We start from the raw sequence: 16,101 nt of genomic DNA on the forward strand, positions 1-16,101 counted from the left end.
CCAGAACGTTATCGGACGTCTCGGCGAGGCAACTTCTTTAACAACAGTCACATTGTTAACTTCCTGCGATGCACGATTCGTCGGGGACCAACGACCCTCTGCGCGCTTCACGATCGGTGACGCGACGTGACGCACTGCGCTACGCCACAGCCCTGTCCGCATTGGCCGGGCTCGGTGCGGCATCGGCCGCTGCCAGCGCACCGACGGCGTCCGCCGCCGCGCCCACGTTGATCGACTTCGCCATGCGCCAGATTCCGGCAGAGGACATCAAGGCCGCGGGACACTCGGGAGTGATCAACTACGTCTCCACCTCACGCCCCGGTTCGTCCATGGGCGCCAAGCCGATCACCCGGCCGTATGCCCAGGCGCTCACCGCGGCCGGGCTGGTCATCGTCAGCAACTTCCAGTACGGAAAGCCCGGCGGGACAGCGCCATCGGACTTCACACGAGGATTCGCCGGTGGCGTCGAGGACGCTCGCACCGCCTGGCAGCTGCACACTGCCGCCGGCGGCGGCCAGAGCGCGCCGGTCTTCTTCTCCGTCGACGACGACATCAACCGCGATACCTGGAACAACGTTGCTCTGCAATGGTTTAAGGGCATCAACTCGGTGCTCGGCGTACAGCGCACCGGCATCTACGGCGGCGTCAATCCGTGTCAGTGGGCCGCTGCCGATGGCGTGATCGGCAATTCGCGCTCACCCGGCCACGTGTGGGCCTGGCAGACCCGGTCATGGTCACGCGGCCAGGTCTTCCCCGGTGCGGTCCTCTACCAGCGCATTGTGAGCACCGCATCGAATCCTGGCCCGGTAGTCGGTGGGCTCGAGGTCGACGTCAGCGACGCCCTGGCCCAGGATGTGGGCCAGTGGAACTTTCACCAGTGAGAGACACGCGAAGCTCGGCGTAGGCGTCGACGAGTGCATCGAGCGCGAACCGCCGGTTGAGACCGCTGGGATTCGGCAGCACCCACGTCGTCACCTCCGCGAAGCGGAATGGCTGTAGTCCGAATGCGATGTGCGGGGATTTGAGCATGGACACCACCGCACGCTTTCCGAGAAATGCCAGCGCCCCAGGGTTCAAGCGACGCATCTTATCCTCGAAATCTGGCCGCCCCGCACGGAATTCGCTAGCCGTGATGTCGTCGGCCCGCGGTGTCGCGCGGCTGACAGCAGCAGTGATGCCGCACCCGTACGTCAACAGTTGACGCTCGTTCTCCGGGCGCAGGCGAATGTCGGTGAAGCCGGCCCGGTAAAGCACTTCCCAGAAACGGTTGCTCCGGTTTGAGAAGTTGTGTCCATCGGCCACTGCCGTGGCGGCAGGATTGATTCCACAGAAAATTACATCGAGCCCATGCGCGAGAATATCGGGAGAGTACTGACCCACAGCATGTAGGTTCTCATGACTCACCGGCCTGGCGGTACCGAACTATCCTGGGGGGCTGGAGGGTTCGGGCCTTGCCCAACGATGCGCTCCTGAAGCCGATACAAGGTGTACTTGAAGCTACCGACAAAGTAGGCCCAGTCGGCCTGCTTGGGTCCGTGGTAATCGCTGGACCCCTTGTAGCCCGCGTCGTCGATGTTGCCCAATGCCAGCTTGGCGATGTTGACGTCATGCGCTTGCGCACTACCGGCGTTCGCCTTAATGAGCATTGGTATCAGCCGGTTGAGTGCGACCAGGCTGGTGTCGGGACTCACCGCGATGTCGTTGAAGCCGCGCGAGATCGAGTTGAGGTCGGCGAGTGTGCTGCGGCCGTCAGTGCCCTGGATCGACGGGAATTTCGCAAGTTGGTCGCTGATCTGCCCGCTCTTGTTGGCCAGGTCGCCGATCTGGTTAGCATCGATAGCTTGCACGCCCGGGCCCGATGCCGCGATCAGATCATTGATCGTCTTCTCCCGCGACGAAATCGAGGCGGCCAGTTCGGACGTCTTGTCCAATGAGTTTTGAATCTGTGCCGAACGCTTATTGAGGGTGTCCAGCAGCTGATTCGATTGCCCCACAATGTCGCCCAGGGTTTGACCATTGTCAGCCGAAGCCTTGCCCAGCCCGTTGACCAGGTGGGTTAAGTTGCGGACCACACCACCGTTGACCAATACCGCGGCTGAACTGAGCACACCTTCCACGGAGGCAGCCGATGACGTGGTTTGTAAATCGAGAACGTCGCCGTCCTTGAGGAGTTCCGCAGATGGCTGAATCGGGGGTTCGAGGGCTACGAACACGTCACCCAACGGGGTCGCACTGCGCAGCTGGGCAGTGGATCCGACCGGCAGGCGCACACCCCTGAGTATCCGAAGTTTGACGACGGCCACATCGTCGATTGCCTCAATGGATTCGACCTCGCCGATATCGGCGCCCTTGAGGCGTACCTTTGCCATATCCGGCAGATTCAGAGCGTTAGCAAATTTTGCCGTCACCGCATAGGCATCGGAACCGATGCTCGGCGCCGGCAGGTCAAGGCTCTCCAGGGTCGGCGGATCACAGGCCGATACTGTCATTGCCAATAGAGCTGCCGCGGCGGCTTGAACGACCGGACGAGCGCACCGCGACGCCCCTGCGGCCGTTGAGCGGATGGGCACAACCGTACCAGAATTTATCTGGGAATGCGCGTCCCATGCCATCGCGCAACCGTATCAAGCGGAATTGGGCCAAACACCCTCGCTATCTCGTCAAAGCCAGTGATTTCCACTACATGATGGTGCCTCAAATGAGCCTCGTCACGAGCCTGCGCCGGGTGACAGATTTGACTCGACGCGTTCAACGAACGAATCGGGACCGGGTGCTCGCTGAGGGCAGGGGCGCGCGGGCGTACAGGCCGCGAAGAGCGGTCCAGAGTTTGCTATACGGATGCATTCTCCGGTTCCGCGAGGCACCAAACTCTCGTCACCACATTAATCGCCTGGTTTCGGGCGCCCCATCCAAGCAATGCTGATTGTTCAGGCAATGAATTTGCCATCGCTTAGAGGAGGTCCGTGGGCGGTTGTCGGTACGCCTTCGGCAAGCTGGATCGACACCGTGAACCGAAGGTGGATCCACGGGAGTTTGGCCGCCCGGTCTCCGCCGTGAATCGATATGCGGGGCAACACATAAGCGCCGCTAGGGCGACCGTTTGTTCGTGAAGAATGTGTCCACGCTCACATGCGCTGCATACGATACCCCCGTAATGCACAATGCGCATATGACAGCTGATCCGAAGTCCGCCTGGAAGGCACTCAAAGAGGGCAATGAGCGTTTTGTGGGTGGCTTTCCGCAGCACCCGAGCCAGAGCATCGCGCGTCGTACTGAACTGGCCAATGGCCAGAGCCCTGACGTGCTGTTGTTCGGCTGTTCGGACAGCCGGGTGGCCGCGGAAATCATTTTCGACCAGGGCCTGGGCGACATGTTCATCGTGCGTACCGCCGGTCAGGTGATCGACTCGGCGGTGTTGGGTTCGATCGAGTACGCGGTGGCGGTGCTGGGTGTGCCGTTGATCGCGATCCTGGGCCACGACTCGTGTGGCGCGGTGGGGGCCACGGTGGCCGCCCTGGATAGCGGCGAGGTGCCCGGCGGGCATATCCGGGACTTGGTGGTGCGGGTGATGCCCTCAATTCTGGGTGGCCGCAAGGACGGGCTGTCGCGTATTGACGAGTTCGAGGCCCGCCACGTCGAGGAGACCGGCATCAAGTTGTTGCAGCGCTCGCAGGTGGTCGCCGATGCCGTCGAGGCCAACAAGCTCGCCATCGTGTACCTGACCTACAAACTCGCCGACGGACGCATCGTCCTGCACGGCCACGTCGGCGACATCGAGTAGGCAGCAGCCTGGCGCTTCCTATCCGAGCAACGGGCGCATCTCGACGCCAACGGGCGGTCGATGAAGTGCACGTCATCGACCGCCCGTTACGCATACGATCCGGCATTCCAGTACGGCAGCACTACTGCGCTCGATGGAAGTCAAATCGTCAGCCGCACAACGGATTAAAGCGTTGGTACAGTTCGTCGGTCCGTGACCGCTCTGTGGCGCAGGCGATACTGACCCACGTCGGCGCCGGTTGTTGAGCGCGCCTGGCTAGTCGTTTCCGGTTAGCTTGTCCTTGACGGCCTCAACACCCTCTTTGACCTTATCGGCAGCGTCAGCGATCTTCTGCTTGGCAGAGGCGATCCCCTGCTCGGCCTGTCCTTCAGCTTTCAGATCGTCGTCGTTGGTGACGGACCCGGCGGCTTCCTTAGCGCGGCCCTTAAGATCATCGAACTTGTTCTGGGCGTCATCAGTAATTCCCATGTTTCCCAACCTTTCTCATGATGTCGTGCAGCGAGACAAGCGTCTCGCTTTTAGAATGGCCAACTCCGCTGTTGTCGGCAGCACGGGTCGTCTACGGCGTTTTGAGGGCCACCGACGACCCGTGCCCGTGCTGACGTTTCTACTGGTTGCTCAGTTTGTCAGTGAGACTTTCGCATCGGCATCGCCGACTTTGAAAGTGATCGTTCCGTGCTCGAAGGTGGACTTGAACGAGCCGTCGGACTCGGTCACCTCATCGGCCGTGGGATAGCCGAGTTTGCCTTGTGAGGCTTGGTTTTCGTTCCAGGTGTCTCGGATCTTGCCCCACACGAAATAGACCGGCTCTCCATTGCGGTAGATCAGCACGCCGCCGTCAAACTGCTGGTAGACGCCGCTGCGGTCCAGGGTCTCCTTCTGATTGTCATACGGTGCGCCCAGATCCTTCTTCTGAACATCGTTCAGGGTGTTCCACTTGGCCAGGATCGGCCCCTCCACGGTGTAAGGCGTGCCGTTTTTGCCCGGAATCTGTGTCGTGCTGGGCTTTTCGGAGGGCGAAGCGGTGATGGACGAGATCGCCGACGAAGCGGCCGAGCTAGCCGAACTGAGCGAAGGCGCGTCACCAGTCTTGTGTGAGCAGCCCACCGCAACTGAGGCAATGACGCCTACTGCGACGGGCAACGCGGTGACATGCAGATTCTTGATGCGCATCTACTTCTCTCCCTTGGTGTGTGATCGATCTTCCGCGAAAAACGCGTACTGCACTCCTGCCGATCGTGCGCCGGCAAGAGACATCTATGAACCAACCTCGGATGTCCGACGATGCTAGCAATTGTTTACAGAATAAACTAGGGTTATGGCTATGACGGGTAAGCCTTCAAACCGCCACCGGATGTTGGGACGAGCGCTGGTGGTGTGCGGGGTCGTGGCTTTGTTCGGCGGCGCCGTCGCCACCAATCACGGCAGCCACGCTGGCGTCCTTTCCACGGTGATGGCACTCCCCGGCAATTCCGAGGTGGCCGATCCCGACAGTGATTCTTCCGGGGGTTCGGACGTGACCGGTCCCATCGGAAACTCTGACCGTTCCGACGTGACGGGCCCGATCGGTGGTTCACCTAGCGGTCCCGCTGGCAATTCCGCCAACTCGAACGTCCCCCCCATCGGTGGCCCCGGCGGCGGTTCCGCAGGCGGTTCCTCCAACGGTCCCGCGGGCGTGAACGGCGCCGCGGGTGGGGTCCCCAGCGGCCCCGCCGACATGAACGGCACCGTCGGCGGCGGTCCCGGCACCTAGTGATTTCGTCAGGGTTGTCGCACCCCCGGTGACGACAGTGCAAAAGCGACCACAATCAGCCAGCTAATCGCAACGCAATATCTATCGCGCTGCTTCATGACGGCCGGCGTCGGTATTGACCCATGTAGTAGCCACCAAACCCGGGCGCTTCAAGTTGATAACGATATGAAACCTCAGTGGTTGCAATGCGATACGTGAGCCCTGAGTACTTGCTGGGCGCCACTATGTTCACTAAGTGCACCGTCGAACGGCCCTAAAGATCCCACTGGCGCTGGCAGCAGCGACTCTCCCCCAGATACTGGCTCCTCTTTCGGTGATCCCGCGGGCGACGGCCGCGCCAGGCCAATGGCCGGTTGAACGCGCCAACGCGTGGTACCAGGCCCAGGGTTGGCTGGTCGGCACCAACTTCATCACCTCGAACGCGATCAACCAACTCGAGATGTTCGCACCGGGCACCTACGACGCGCGGCGCATCGACAGCGAGCTGGGGGCGTGCCGGCTACTGGGGTTCAACACCGTACGGGTGTTCTTGCACGATCTGCTGTGGGCCCAGGACCGCGCCGGATTCCAGAACCGGCTCTCGCAATTCGTCGGGATCGCCGCGCGCCAGAGCATCAAGCCACTGTTCGTCTTCTTCGACTCGTGCTGGGATCCAAATCCTCAGCTAGGAGCCCAGCGGGCGCCGACTCCGGGCGTGCACAACTCGGGCTGGGTACAGAGCCCGGGGGCGCACCGCATCGACGACCCGCGCTACCGCGGAGTGCTGAAAGATTACGTGGTGGGCGTCATGAACCAGTTCCGCGATGACAACCGGATCCTGGGCTGGGACATGTGGAATGAGCCGGACAACCCGGCCAAGCAGTACCGCAAGGTGGAGCGCAAAGACAAGATCGATGCCGTCAGTGGGCTGCTTCCGCAGGTATTCAGCTGGGCACGCTCGGTCAACCCCGTGCAGCCGTTGACCAGTGGTGTGTGGCAGGGCAGCTGGGATCGCGGTAGCCGTAGTGCGATGGCCGGTTTCCAACTCGACAACTCCGACGTCATCTCGTTCCACTCGTATGCAGGCCCCACCGAGTTCGAGGCCCGCATCAACGAGCTCGCCCCGCTGGGCCGACCGATCCTGTGCACCGAGTACCTGGCCCGCGACCAAGGCAGCACAGTCGAGGGCGTGCTCCCAGTTGCGAAGCGGCACAACGTCGGTGCGTACAGCTGGGGGCTGGTGGCAGGCAAGACCCAAACCTACTTCCCGTGGGATTCCTGGGACAAGCCCTACGCCAAGGTCCCGGACGTGTGGTTCAGCGATCTACTACAGCCGGACGGGCGGCCCTATCGCGACACCGAGTATCAGACGCTGCGAAAGCTGACTACGCGCGTGTAAAGCATGCCGACCAACACGCATCGGGTATCTGGCGTCTAGCAAGGCGGGCCGCATGGTCGCGCTGCCGGGCGATGATTTGGAGTATGGAGAGGCGAGTTCGTCAGCCGATTCGCCTTTCCATACAGTCGCACCACCCGACGTTGTTGAGCGGCATTGAGTTTGGGGTGGGCAGGTGGCAGTTAGTCCTTGCCAGATACGTCTTAGTGACCAAGGCAAAGCGGACTAAAAGACCGTGGCTCTACGCCGAGTCCCGCAACCTTGCGGTCAAAGTTGAGAACCTACAAAACCAATGTAGGTTCTCTAATTCCGTGTCATCTACCGACGGCCTGAACTGTGGCTATTCAAACTGTCTGTCGTGTCATCGCCGAGTACCGGTCTATTCGAAGTATGCAGCCGAGGCCAGCTGCGGGATGTTAGGAATGGGGATTCATGACCCCGTGGTCGACGGGTCTCTGTCGTAGATGCAGTCCTTGGCGCACAGCCGAATTAGCTCGTGGGCACTTTCGAGCGACGTGTCGTCCTTGGGTAAAACCGATCGTTAGCCGAAGGGGCAGGCTCTACTGATCGTCGCAACAGTTGGCGGTGTTTGAGGCTGTCGGATAGGTGAACGGTTCTAAGGCGACGGGGCGGTGGCGAGGTTGATTAGTGCCTGTCGGGTACCGGTATCGGGCGCCGGGATGAGGAAGATGAGGCCGCTGTCTGGGTTGTCGGGCCGGAGGTATATCTGCCAATCAAGGGTGAGCTCGCCGGCACTGGGATGTTGGTAGCGCTTGCGGCCAAAACTCTGGAGAGTGACCTCCCGGCTGGCCCAACGCGTGCGGAAGTTTTCATCGCGGATCGATAACTCACCGACCAGTGCGGCAAGCCGGGGATCCTCTGGGTCGCGCGCTGCGACCATACGCAGGAAAGCCACGCAGGCTCTGGCCGCCGATGGCCAGTCCACATACATCCCGCGAATACGGGGTTCAAGGAAGGACACCCACACCAGATTCCGGTGTTCCCGTGGAAGCTCTGCGAAGTCCATAAAAACCGCTGCCGCCAACGGATTCCACGCCAGGATGTCGAGACAGCGACCGAACGCCACGACGGGAACCTCGCTGATGTCACTGAGGAGCATTCGCGTCGCCGGGTCGACGTGAAGCGACGAATCTCTAGCCGCGAGAATAGGTTTCCGAGCCAGGACGCGGACGTAATCCTGCTGGTCGGCGTTCAGCATCAACGCCCGGCACACGGCGTTCAGCGCGGTTTCGGAGATGCTAGCGAGCCTGCCCTGCTCCAGCCGCGTGTAGTAATCGGTGCTGATCGCTGCACGTTCGGCGACTTCTTCACGCCGCAAGCCACCAACCCGGCGTTGCCCGGTCGCCGGAGGCAGCCCGACCATCTCCCGAGTCAGTTCGCTGCGCCGCGCGCGCAGGAACGAACCCAGTTCGTTACGAGCCCGCGTGCTATCGGTCATAGCGTGAAGCATGCCACCGATAACCATCGTCGCTGTCACCTACAGGGTAGGAAAAAAGCACCTAGGTAGATCCAGACCTGGCTGAAAGCGGATTACTGCGCAAGTATGGGCGTTGTCGCGCCACGGGATGCGACGACACCCGGGGCATCCACCAACAAAAACATCAGAAATAACCCATCGTGCCCATAAGTGCGCATTTTCCGAGCCAAAGCCCTCAAAGAACGGACCGCCGGCGACCACAAAGATTCAGCGAAGCCCCTGCCTCCTCGCCGCCAAAATGGCGATTCCATCGGAGAACTCACGCTACTTACGCGACAGTAAAGGCCGCCAAGTGCTCACACGACCCAGTCCATACGATCTGCTCCCGCCAGTACCTGCATTCGCTCTGCTTAGCGACGATATTGCCGATGGCCAGCCGCTCGCGGTCGAACAGCGCAGCGCTATTTTTGGAGCACAGGGCGGGGACCGTTCACCTCATCTTTCATGGTCTGGATTTCCCGCCGAAACCAAGAGCTTCGCCGTTACCTGCTACGACGCTGACGCACCTACTGCAAGTGGTTTTTGGCATTGGGCAGTATTCGATATCCCCCCAGATATCACCGAACTTCCTTCGGGAGCAAGAACTCTCGACAGCGATGCCCTACCACTGCCGGCGATCACATTAGCCAATGACATTGGCACACCCACTTTTGTGGGGGCCTCCCCACCGCCGGGACACGGGCCTCACAGGTACTTCTTTGCGGTGCATGCCCTGAACGCGCCATCGCTGGGCCTCAGCCCCACAGTTTCCCCGGCCTGGCTCGGTTTTCATCTATATCAGCGCACCATCGCGCGCGCGGTAATCACGTCGATCCACGAAACCCCTAACTAAGAACAAGATTCGCCCAATTCAGCACCGATAAATCACCTTTGGAGGCATGTCATGGCACTTAACGCAGATCAAGAGCTGGCGTTTACGAACTTCGCGACGTTTTTCGCCAAGCCTTATCGGACCCCGATTCTGCGGCGCCCCGACGAGTACGGGCTGAAATACGAGGACGTGTACTTTCCCTCGCTGGACGGAACGAATCTTGAGGGCTGGTTCATCCCGGCCGATTCGGATCGACTGCTCATCGTCAACCACTTCCTCAGCGGCAGCCGCTACGGCTACCCCGGGCATGTCCTGCCCGACGACATCGTCGGCTTCGAGGTCAATTACCTTCCGCAGTACAAGACGTTGCATGATGCCGGGTACAACATCTTGGCCTACGACCTGCGCAACCACGGCGTAAGCGGTGCGGCCAACGGAGGCATCGGCGGTGCCGGGCTTTACGAGTACCGCGACGTGATCGGCTCGGTGCGTTATGCGAAGTCGCGCAAAGACACCGCCGCGATGAAAACCGGGCTCTTCAGCATCTGCTACGGAGCCAACTCCACCATCGTGGCCTTAAGCAAACACCCCGAAGAATTCACCCACATCAAAGCCCTGCTTGCGCTCCAACCCGGCTCCGGAGATGTCTTCCTCGAGCGCATGGCCGAGAACCTGGGAGTCGACAAGGAAGAAGGGGCTAAGGCTGCCGACCAGGCACTACATATAGCGACAGGATGGCATCTCAACGAGCTCTCTCCGCGCGAGTACGCCAAGGATGTCACCTTGCCCACGTTGGTCGTGCAAGTCCATCATGACTCGATGGTGTACCCGAAAGATGTGCAGTCGATCTACGACAACGTCGCGGCCACCGATAAGAAGCTGTTCTGGATCGAAGGCACCACCAACCGCTTCGACGGCTACACCTACTTCACCGACCACCCCGAACTACTACTCGAATGGTTCGACACCCACATCGACAACTAAAGGGTCTGTCAGATTGACGGTGGATCTGCTTGGCATGGTTAGTTACTCGCTGCCGGGTGATCCGGCCCTCGAACGCGACGGCGAATGCGTTCAAAGCCGAGTCGGTGATCTTGCACAGCGCCCAACCCGGCATCGGCTGTTAGAGCGCACCCATCAGCAGCGCATTTCCAAGCCATTGGGCGGCGCAGGTCCCGATGGACCACGGGGATACACCGATCTGGATCCGATTCATCGGCTCAGTGGCCCAGATGGTGGCCACGACGGTGAGTCTCTGTGCGACGGGAATTGCCGCTGCATACGATGGCCCAGTTTGTAAACGGCCATTTCGTGGCATCTTCTCGCCCATAGTTCCCCTGCAAGTGCTGGTTACTACCAACCGTCACGGGAGCCTGCTGGCAAGCAGCTAACTAGAAGACGCTCGGGTCTGCTGCACGATTGGGTGACAGTTGACCTGCCCTACCTGCTGCGACGCAATCCACGTCACCGCACGATCAAAATCAGTGAGCAGTAAGCGCGCCAGCTCCAACCGTGATTCGTAGATACTGAAACCAGACCGGAACTTGACGATAACCGCCTCGGGCTCAACCGAACCCCAGCCGCAGTCGACTTCCTCTAATGCCCTGGCCGTAACCATCTCATCGGATCTCCGCTGAGCGGGGGACTTCCAGATCAAGCGTGCGCCTCAGACAAACACGAACGGCACCGACACCCCGTCCCACCGCAGTCGATTCTCACCTTTGTGGCCAATTGGCCAAACAGTGACCATCAGAATTGAGACCCTCCGCAAGCTACGGAGCTGCAATGCCACGGCAGACGAAATCGGCTGTGGCACGCACGTGCGCCTCAAGCACTTCCCGGTCGGGTTTGTGACCGTGGCGCAGCATGAGCCCGAATGGGATAGCCACGATGGACTCCGCCACTGACGGCACGTCAATCTCGGCGCGTATGTAGCCCTTGTCGATACCGCCACGAATGAACGCGCTGAGGGCCGCAACGCCAAACTTGAATCCGCCGATGAACTGTTCAGTCATCTCACGGTCGATCGCGATGCTCTGCATCAGCATCAACCGTGAGATCCGAGGATCCTCGGTGATGATCGCAATGAATGCCGTACCGAGCTTTACGGCGAACTCCTCGAACTCCTCGAGGTTGTCGAGGCTTTCTGGCATCGCCGTCGACAGCGCGGCAGCCACACGATCGCCGGTGTGCCGGACCACGTGCTCAAGAATGTCCCTCTTGTTGGTGAAGTACCGGTAGAACATCGAGTGCCCCGAACCAAGACGTTCGGCGATGTGCGCGATCGAGGTCTGGTGATAGCCGCGCTCGGCGAACTCGATGAGAGCCGCCTCGATGACCTCTTCCTTGACCATCTCGCTGCGCTTGGCGCGCTGGCGATCGACCAGGCGCGTGGGGGTCTCCTGCCGAGTAGCCACGCTCAAATCTTAGCCGTTCCCCTATGCGTACACCTAGTTCACTTGCGGAATGAATTGTCGTCTTTGTATTGACACGTTCTTGTCCTGGACACTAGCGTCGCGCCAGAGACGCAGATCACGGTAGAAGGAGCAAAGGTGTCACCACTACATACGGGAGCCGAATGGGGGCCGCCCCCGGTCACTGAGTGCGTGCCTTGGTGGGGTTGGACCGTGGTTGGGCTGTTGAGCGCAGCGCTCGTTGTGTCGTTGGTTTACGTCGTCTGGCTCACGGTGCGGCGCGACGAGGATGCACCCTTGTACTGGCTCATCATGGTGGGGGGCGTCACGGTGCTCCCATACTTCGTCGAGCCGTGGCTCGACGTCATCGGCGCCACGACATACATGACCAACGCCCTGCCATACGTCACAATCGCCGACCGGCCCTTGCCGATCTTCGTGCCATTGGTCTGGGTGGGAACTGCGCCGACCGCCGTGATCGTGTACCAGATGATCAAGCGCGGACTACCTGCGTGGACACTCATCAGCTTTGCCGTCGTGTTCGGCGTCTTTGAATGCATCGGCGAAATGGTCAACAGTCAGTTCGGGCTCATGAAGTACTACAGCAACAACGCGCTGGTCTTCGGAGTTCCCCTGCCCAGCCTGATCCAGAACGGGGGCTTCCTCGTCATCATCGGATGGGCCTTGATGCTGATACGGCCCCATCTTCGCGGATGGCGTTGGGCAACAGTGCCTTTCGTGGCGCCAGCAGCATACTTGGCTTACACAATAGTCTGCACGCTACCTAACTATTTCGCCATCCACATGAGGTTGAGTCCTCTCCCGTCATGGATCTTGGCTGTGCTGTCGACTGCGCTGAACCTACTCGCGGTGGTCCTCGTGGCCTACGCGCCCTCTGTTCAGCGTTACCGAGACGTCGCGAATGCCCGGGTCATCGGCAAGCCGACGCCCGTCGCTGACCCGGTTGTCGAGGCGGCGCTGACATGACCGTGAACGGTTGCCCGATAACAGGCACAACCCAGCCGGCTGCGCCACGGCATTCTCAGAGGTCGAGACTCCCGGCGCTGGGCCCCCTTCCTCCAAACCCCTCTGTAGGTGAGGTGAGCCGATTAGCCCGGGAGTTCCGTAAGGGTGCGCAGCGGAAAGACCCGTTCTGGCTTACTCGCGGCTCGGTACCGTTGTTGTCTGGCGCTGTTCGCGGTCTGGGAACGCCTGTTCTTACGCCGCCCGGCCCGCGCGGTCTTCCAGTTGTCGGTGCCGTTCCGCAGATGCGGCGAGATCCTTTCGATTTCTTCCGCCGCTGCGCCCGCGAATACGGCGATATCTATCAGATCCCCATGCCCGCGGGCAATCTTGTCGTGGTAAACCACCCTGACTATGCGAGCCACGTGATGGATGATCCGAACGGGCGCTACAGCATGATTGGGCCGGGATCATCGCTTGTCGGGATGATCGGCGCTGCGATACCAATGCTGGAGGGCGGAAAGTTCCGGCAACGACGACGGATGCTGATGCCGATGTTTAGTCGTCGCCATCTGCGCCGTGTGGCCGACGTTATTGCGGGCGAGTTCGTGGCGCGGGTCGACCGGTGGTCCCAGTGGGCGGGCACCGGCCAAGTAGTTGATCTGCAGCACGCGATTTCGCAAGTCACACTGCCGGCGTTTCTGCGCGCGATGTTCTCTTCGACGATCACCGACCGCGAGATTCACGAAACCGATATTGACCTGCGCATGTTCATGTCACTTATGGCCACGCCCTTGATGATGAGCCCAAGACCCGCGCTTGTCCCTTTCCCTGGACGCGAAACTGCGCCGCACTCGATGCTTAGACTCCGCTCACTGATCCGGCGAATCGTGCAGGACCGCCGCGCCAATCCTGTCGGCACACCAGATTTGTTGAGCCTTCTGCTGGACGCGCGGTACGACGACGGAACCCCGCTGTCGGAGCGAGATCTCACTATGGAGCTGATGATCCTAATGGCCGGCGGGTATGAGACCGTCGTGGCTTCGCTATCGTGGACACTGGCGTTGTTGCTCTCTCATCCGGAGCACCTCGCGCGGCTCTATGACGAGATTGACGCTCTTGGTGGTGCGGTTCCTACCCAGGATGACTTGGCCAGACTCAACTGGGCCAAAGCATGTTTCGACGAGGGCCAGCGACTTCAGGGGCATCCCTTCAATCCCCGCTTCGCCATGCAAGACGATGTGATCGGCGGTTACCTGATACCGCAGTACACCATTGTCGGCCCATCTCTCTACGCAATACACCGCGACCCACGTTGGTGGCAGGACCCCGACAGGTACGACCCAACACGTTTCCTAGACGAGGCTCATGTCAAGCAACGTCCTCGGTTGGCGTTCATGCCTTTCGGATCCGGACCCCATCACTGTGTTGGGACAGGGATGGCGTACATGAATGCCCAGTTCTTGTTGGCCATCATGTTCCAGCGCTACCGGCTTGAACTTCCAGAAGGTTGGTCTCCGCGACACCACTTCAACTTCTCCGTCACCGTCAAGGGTGGCCTACCGGTCACGGTGAGACGGGTGTAGGGCAGCAGACATGGACATATCGTTCGAAGGCAACGTTATCTCGGTGGACCAAGACCTCTGCATGGGCTCGGGTTATTGTGCGCGTGAGTATCCGACACTGTTCCAGCTAGATGGCGATGGCGTTGCCGAATTGAACACCGGGGTTACGTTGGGCGCCAATGCACTACACCAGGCTGAGTCCGCCGCTCAGATTTGTCCCGCAGCGGCAATCGAGGTCCTGCATGGCGCGTGAGCCCGGCGCCGTAGACACCATCAAGAGCTGGGGCGTGGGATACATACGGCGACATCCCACCACCGCACTGGACACCGTGGGCCGTCAGGTCATGCTCGCCTCCGACACAATGCGTTGCCTCGCTGTAGATATCGCGCGCGGTCGATTTCAGTTTGGCGAGTTCGTCCGACAGGGCGCATTCATGGCGTCAACATCAGTGATACCGACCCTCCTGGTCGCATTGCCGGTAGCGGTGACCTTGTCAGTTCAGTTCGCCTTAGTCGCTGGACAAATCGGTGCAACCTCCCTCGCGGGGGCCGCAAGCGGGCTGGCGATCATCCGGCAAGGTGCTGCCCTGGTCGCTGCGATTCTATTGGCCACGGCTGTCGGTTCAGCCATCTGCGCCGATCTGGGTTCGCGCACCATGCGCGAGGAAGTCGATGCCATGGAAGTGATGGGAGTTTCTGTGGTGCGCCGGCTCGTCGTACCGCGGTTCGTCGCTACTGTGCTGATTGGGGTCCTTCTGACGGGAATCACCTGTGTAATCGGCTTCCTGGCGACCTACGTCTTCAACGTGTACTTCCAAAACGGAGTGCCCGGCAGTTTCGTGGCCAGCTTCGCCTCGTTCGCAACCGTCAGCGACATGTGGCTGGCACTGCTCAAAGCCGCAGTTTTCGGCGCAATCGTGGCGGTCGTGGCATGTCAAAAGGGGTTGAGCACGCGTGGCGGCCCAGCAGATGTGGCCAACTCCGTAAATGCCACCGTGGTGGAATCGGTGCTGGTACTGCTGCTCGTTGACGTCGCCTTCAGTCAGCTCTACATCCTGCTTTTCCCCCGAACGGGGCTGTGAGATGACGGTCTCGCGTTACGTTCCGTTACGGCTTGACCGTGCCGCACGCGCGATTACCCGCGCCGGTAGACCGCTCGGGCGAGTGGGTCACTTGGCAGAGTTTTTCGCGCAGGGCGTAGTGACCGTGCCAGTCGTGCTTCGACACTATCGGCGTGAACTACAACGGCTACTCATTGACATCCTTTGGGGTAATGGATCTTTGGTGGTCGGAGGCGGCACTGCAGCGGTGGTGATAGTCCTTGGCGCAATCATCGGCGCGCTTATCGGCGTCGAGGGGTACGCAATGCTCAACCTGCTCGGATTGGGCCCGGCAACCGGGTTTCTTTCTTCGCTGGTGTCGACGCGCGAGTTGGCACCGCTTATGGCCGCCATGGCATTCGCCATGCAGGCCGGGTGCCGATTTACTGCGCAGCTGGGCGCTATGCGCATCTGCGAGGAGATCGACGCTACCGAATCACTAGCGATTCGGCCGATCCCATATCTGGTGACCACCCGGCTCATCGCCTCCTCGATTGCCGTTCTACCGCTTTACATTGCCTGCATAGCCTGCATGTACTTGTCTTGCCAGCTAGTAGTTGCATTCTCGGGCAATTCATCGATGGGGTCCTACATGCACTACTTCTCGATGATGTTGAGCGGCACCGACATCATCTTTTCGGTGATCAAAGCCGTTGTCTTCGTGTGGATTGCCTCAACCATCCAGTGTTACTACGGGTTCTACGCAGTCGGCGGGCCCGAAGGTGTCGGTATCGCGGCGGGTCATGCCATGCGCGCCTGCATCATTGTGATGATCACCGCGAACATGCTATTAACGATGGCCCTCTGGGGCGTCGACTCCGGTGCGCGGTTCGGCGGCTGA

Annotated in this window: 17 protein-coding genes; 11 read left to right on the forward strand and 6 right to left on the reverse strand. The window is 60.5% G+C overall.

Going from position 1 to position 16,101, the window contains the following annotated elements; all coding sequences use genetic code 11:
- Window positions 1–68: 68 nt before the first annotated feature.
- The gene (locus AOT87_RS26600) at window positions 69–881 is read left to right on the forward strand and encodes a DUF1906 domain-containing protein (protein ID WP_057966993.1); all 813 of its coding nucleotides are present in this window, start codon (window positions 69–71) and stop codon (window positions 879–881) included.
- On the opposite strand, the gene mug is transcribed toward AOT87_RS26600, so the two are convergent.
- Both mug and AOT87_RS26610 read right to left on the reverse strand, forming a co-directional pair.
- Entirely contained in the window at window positions 832–1,380 is a 549-nt protein-coding gene (mug, locus tag AOT87_RS26605; protein WP_057967008.1) for a G/U mismatch-specific DNA glycosylase, read from the reverse strand. The genes AOT87_RS26600 and mug overlap by 50 nt on opposite strands.
- A 20-nt stretch (window positions 1,381–1,400) precedes the next feature.
- Entirely contained in the window at window positions 1,401–2,489 is a 1,089-nt protein-coding gene (locus AOT87_RS26610) for an MlaD family protein (protein ID WP_044105449.1), read from the reverse strand.
- A 680-nt stretch (window positions 2,490–3,169) separates the two neighbouring features.
- On the opposite strand from AOT87_RS26610, the gene AOT87_RS26615 reads away from it, so the two are divergent.
- On the forward strand, window positions 3,170–3,781 hold the full coding sequence (locus AOT87_RS26615) for a carbonic anhydrase (protein WP_057966992.1): 612 nt from the start codon (window positions 3,170–3,172) through the stop codon (window positions 3,779–3,781).
- 255 nt (window positions 3,782–4,036) lie between these two features.
- Here the strand turns inward: AOT87_RS26615 and AOT87_RS26620 are convergent, their stop codons facing one another.
- Both AOT87_RS26620 and AOT87_RS29130 read right to left on the reverse strand, forming a co-directional pair.
- Window positions 4,037–4,249: a CsbD family protein gene (locus AOT87_RS26620; RefSeq protein ID WP_030097629.1), complete on the reverse strand. Its 213-nt coding sequence runs from the start codon at window positions 4,247–4,249 to the stop codon at window positions 4,037–4,039.
- 150 nt (window positions 4,250–4,399) lie between these two features.
- Window positions 4,400–4,954, reverse strand: coding sequence for a hypothetical protein (locus tag AOT87_RS29130; protein WP_078353854.1), 555 nt, complete (start codon window positions 4,952–4,954; stop codon window positions 4,400–4,402).
- Between the two features lie 151 nt (window positions 4,955–5,105).
- Between AOT87_RS29130 and AOT87_RS26630 the strand changes: the two genes are divergently transcribed.
- Together AOT87_RS26630 and AOT87_RS26635 are read left to right on the forward strand one after the other, a co-directional pair.
- Window positions 5,106–5,534, forward strand: coding sequence for a hypothetical protein (locus tag AOT87_RS26630; RefSeq protein ID WP_131726964.1), 429 nt, complete (start codon window positions 5,106–5,108; stop codon window positions 5,532–5,534).
- A 235-nt stretch (window positions 5,535–5,769) separates the two neighbouring features.
- Entirely contained in the window at window positions 5,770–6,912 is a 1,143-nt protein-coding gene (locus AOT87_RS26635) for a cellulase family glycosylhydrolase (RefSeq protein ID WP_057966991.1), read from the forward strand.
- 613 nt (window positions 6,913–7,525) lie between these two features.
- Here AOT87_RS26635 and AOT87_RS26640 read toward each other — a convergent pair.
- Entirely contained in the window at window positions 7,526–8,368 is an 843-nt protein-coding gene (locus AOT87_RS26640; protein ID WP_057969559.1) for a helix-turn-helix transcriptional regulator, read from the reverse strand.
- A 277-nt stretch (window positions 8,369–8,645) separates the two neighbouring features.
- On the opposite strand from AOT87_RS26640, the gene AOT87_RS28155 reads away from it, so the two are divergent.
- A complete protein-coding gene (locus AOT87_RS28155) occupies window positions 8,646–9,239 on the forward strand; it encodes a YbhB/YbcL family Raf kinase inhibitor-like protein (protein ID WP_081343252.1) in 594 nt (197 codons plus the stop codon).
- Window positions 9,240–9,290: 51 nt separating this feature from the next.
- Window positions 9,291–10,202 (forward strand): hypothetical protein, encoded by a 912-nt coding sequence (locus AOT87_RS26645; RefSeq protein ID WP_057969560.1) that lies wholly within the window; start codon window positions 9,291–9,293, stop codon window positions 10,200–10,202.
- A gap of 788 nt (window positions 10,203–10,990) precedes the next feature.
- On the opposite strand, the gene AOT87_RS26655 is transcribed toward AOT87_RS26645, so the two are convergent.
- Window positions 10,991–11,572, reverse strand: coding sequence for a TetR/AcrR family transcriptional regulator (locus AOT87_RS26655; RefSeq protein WP_081343273.1), 582 nt, complete (start codon window positions 11,570–11,572; stop codon window positions 10,991–10,993).
- Window positions 11,573–11,770: 198 nt separating this feature from the next.
- Here AOT87_RS26655 and AOT87_RS26660 point away from each other — a divergent pair, with 198 nt between their 5' ends.
- The 5 genes from AOT87_RS26660 to AOT87_RS26680 all read left to right on the forward strand — a co-directional run bounded on the left by AOT87_RS26660 (window position 11,771) and on the right by AOT87_RS26680 (window position 16,101).
- On the forward strand, window positions 11,771–12,619 hold the full coding sequence (locus tag AOT87_RS26660) for a hypothetical protein (protein WP_057969563.1): 849 nt from the start codon (window positions 11,771–11,773) through the stop codon (window positions 12,617–12,619).
- Window positions 12,620–12,696: 77 nt separating this feature from the next.
- The gene (locus tag AOT87_RS26665) at window positions 12,697–14,181 is read left to right on the forward strand and encodes a cytochrome P450 (RefSeq protein WP_324612916.1); all 1,485 of its coding nucleotides are present in this window, start codon (window positions 12,697–12,699) and stop codon (window positions 14,179–14,181) included.
- A gap of 10 nt (window positions 14,182–14,191) precedes the next feature.
- The gene (locus AOT87_RS26670; RefSeq protein WP_057969565.1) at window positions 14,192–14,413 is read left to right on the forward strand and encodes a ferredoxin; all 222 of its coding nucleotides are present in this window, start codon (window positions 14,192–14,194) and stop codon (window positions 14,411–14,413) included.
- Window positions 14,403–15,242, forward strand: coding sequence for an ABC transporter permease (locus tag AOT87_RS26675; RefSeq protein WP_057969566.1), 840 nt, complete (start codon window positions 14,403–14,405; stop codon window positions 15,240–15,242). The genes AOT87_RS26670 and AOT87_RS26675 overlap by 11 nt, the downstream gene beginning before the upstream one ends.
- A gap of 1 nt (window position 15,243) precedes the next feature.
- Window positions 15,244–16,101, forward strand: coding sequence for an ABC transporter permease (locus tag AOT87_RS26680; protein ID WP_057969567.1), 858 nt, complete (start codon window positions 15,244–15,246; stop codon window positions 16,099–16,101).

This window comes from Mycobacteroides sp. H003 (assembly GCF_001440135.1).
GTDB lineage: Bacteria > Actinomycetota > Actinomycetes > Mycobacteriales > Mycobacteriaceae > Mycobacterium > Mycobacterium gwanakae.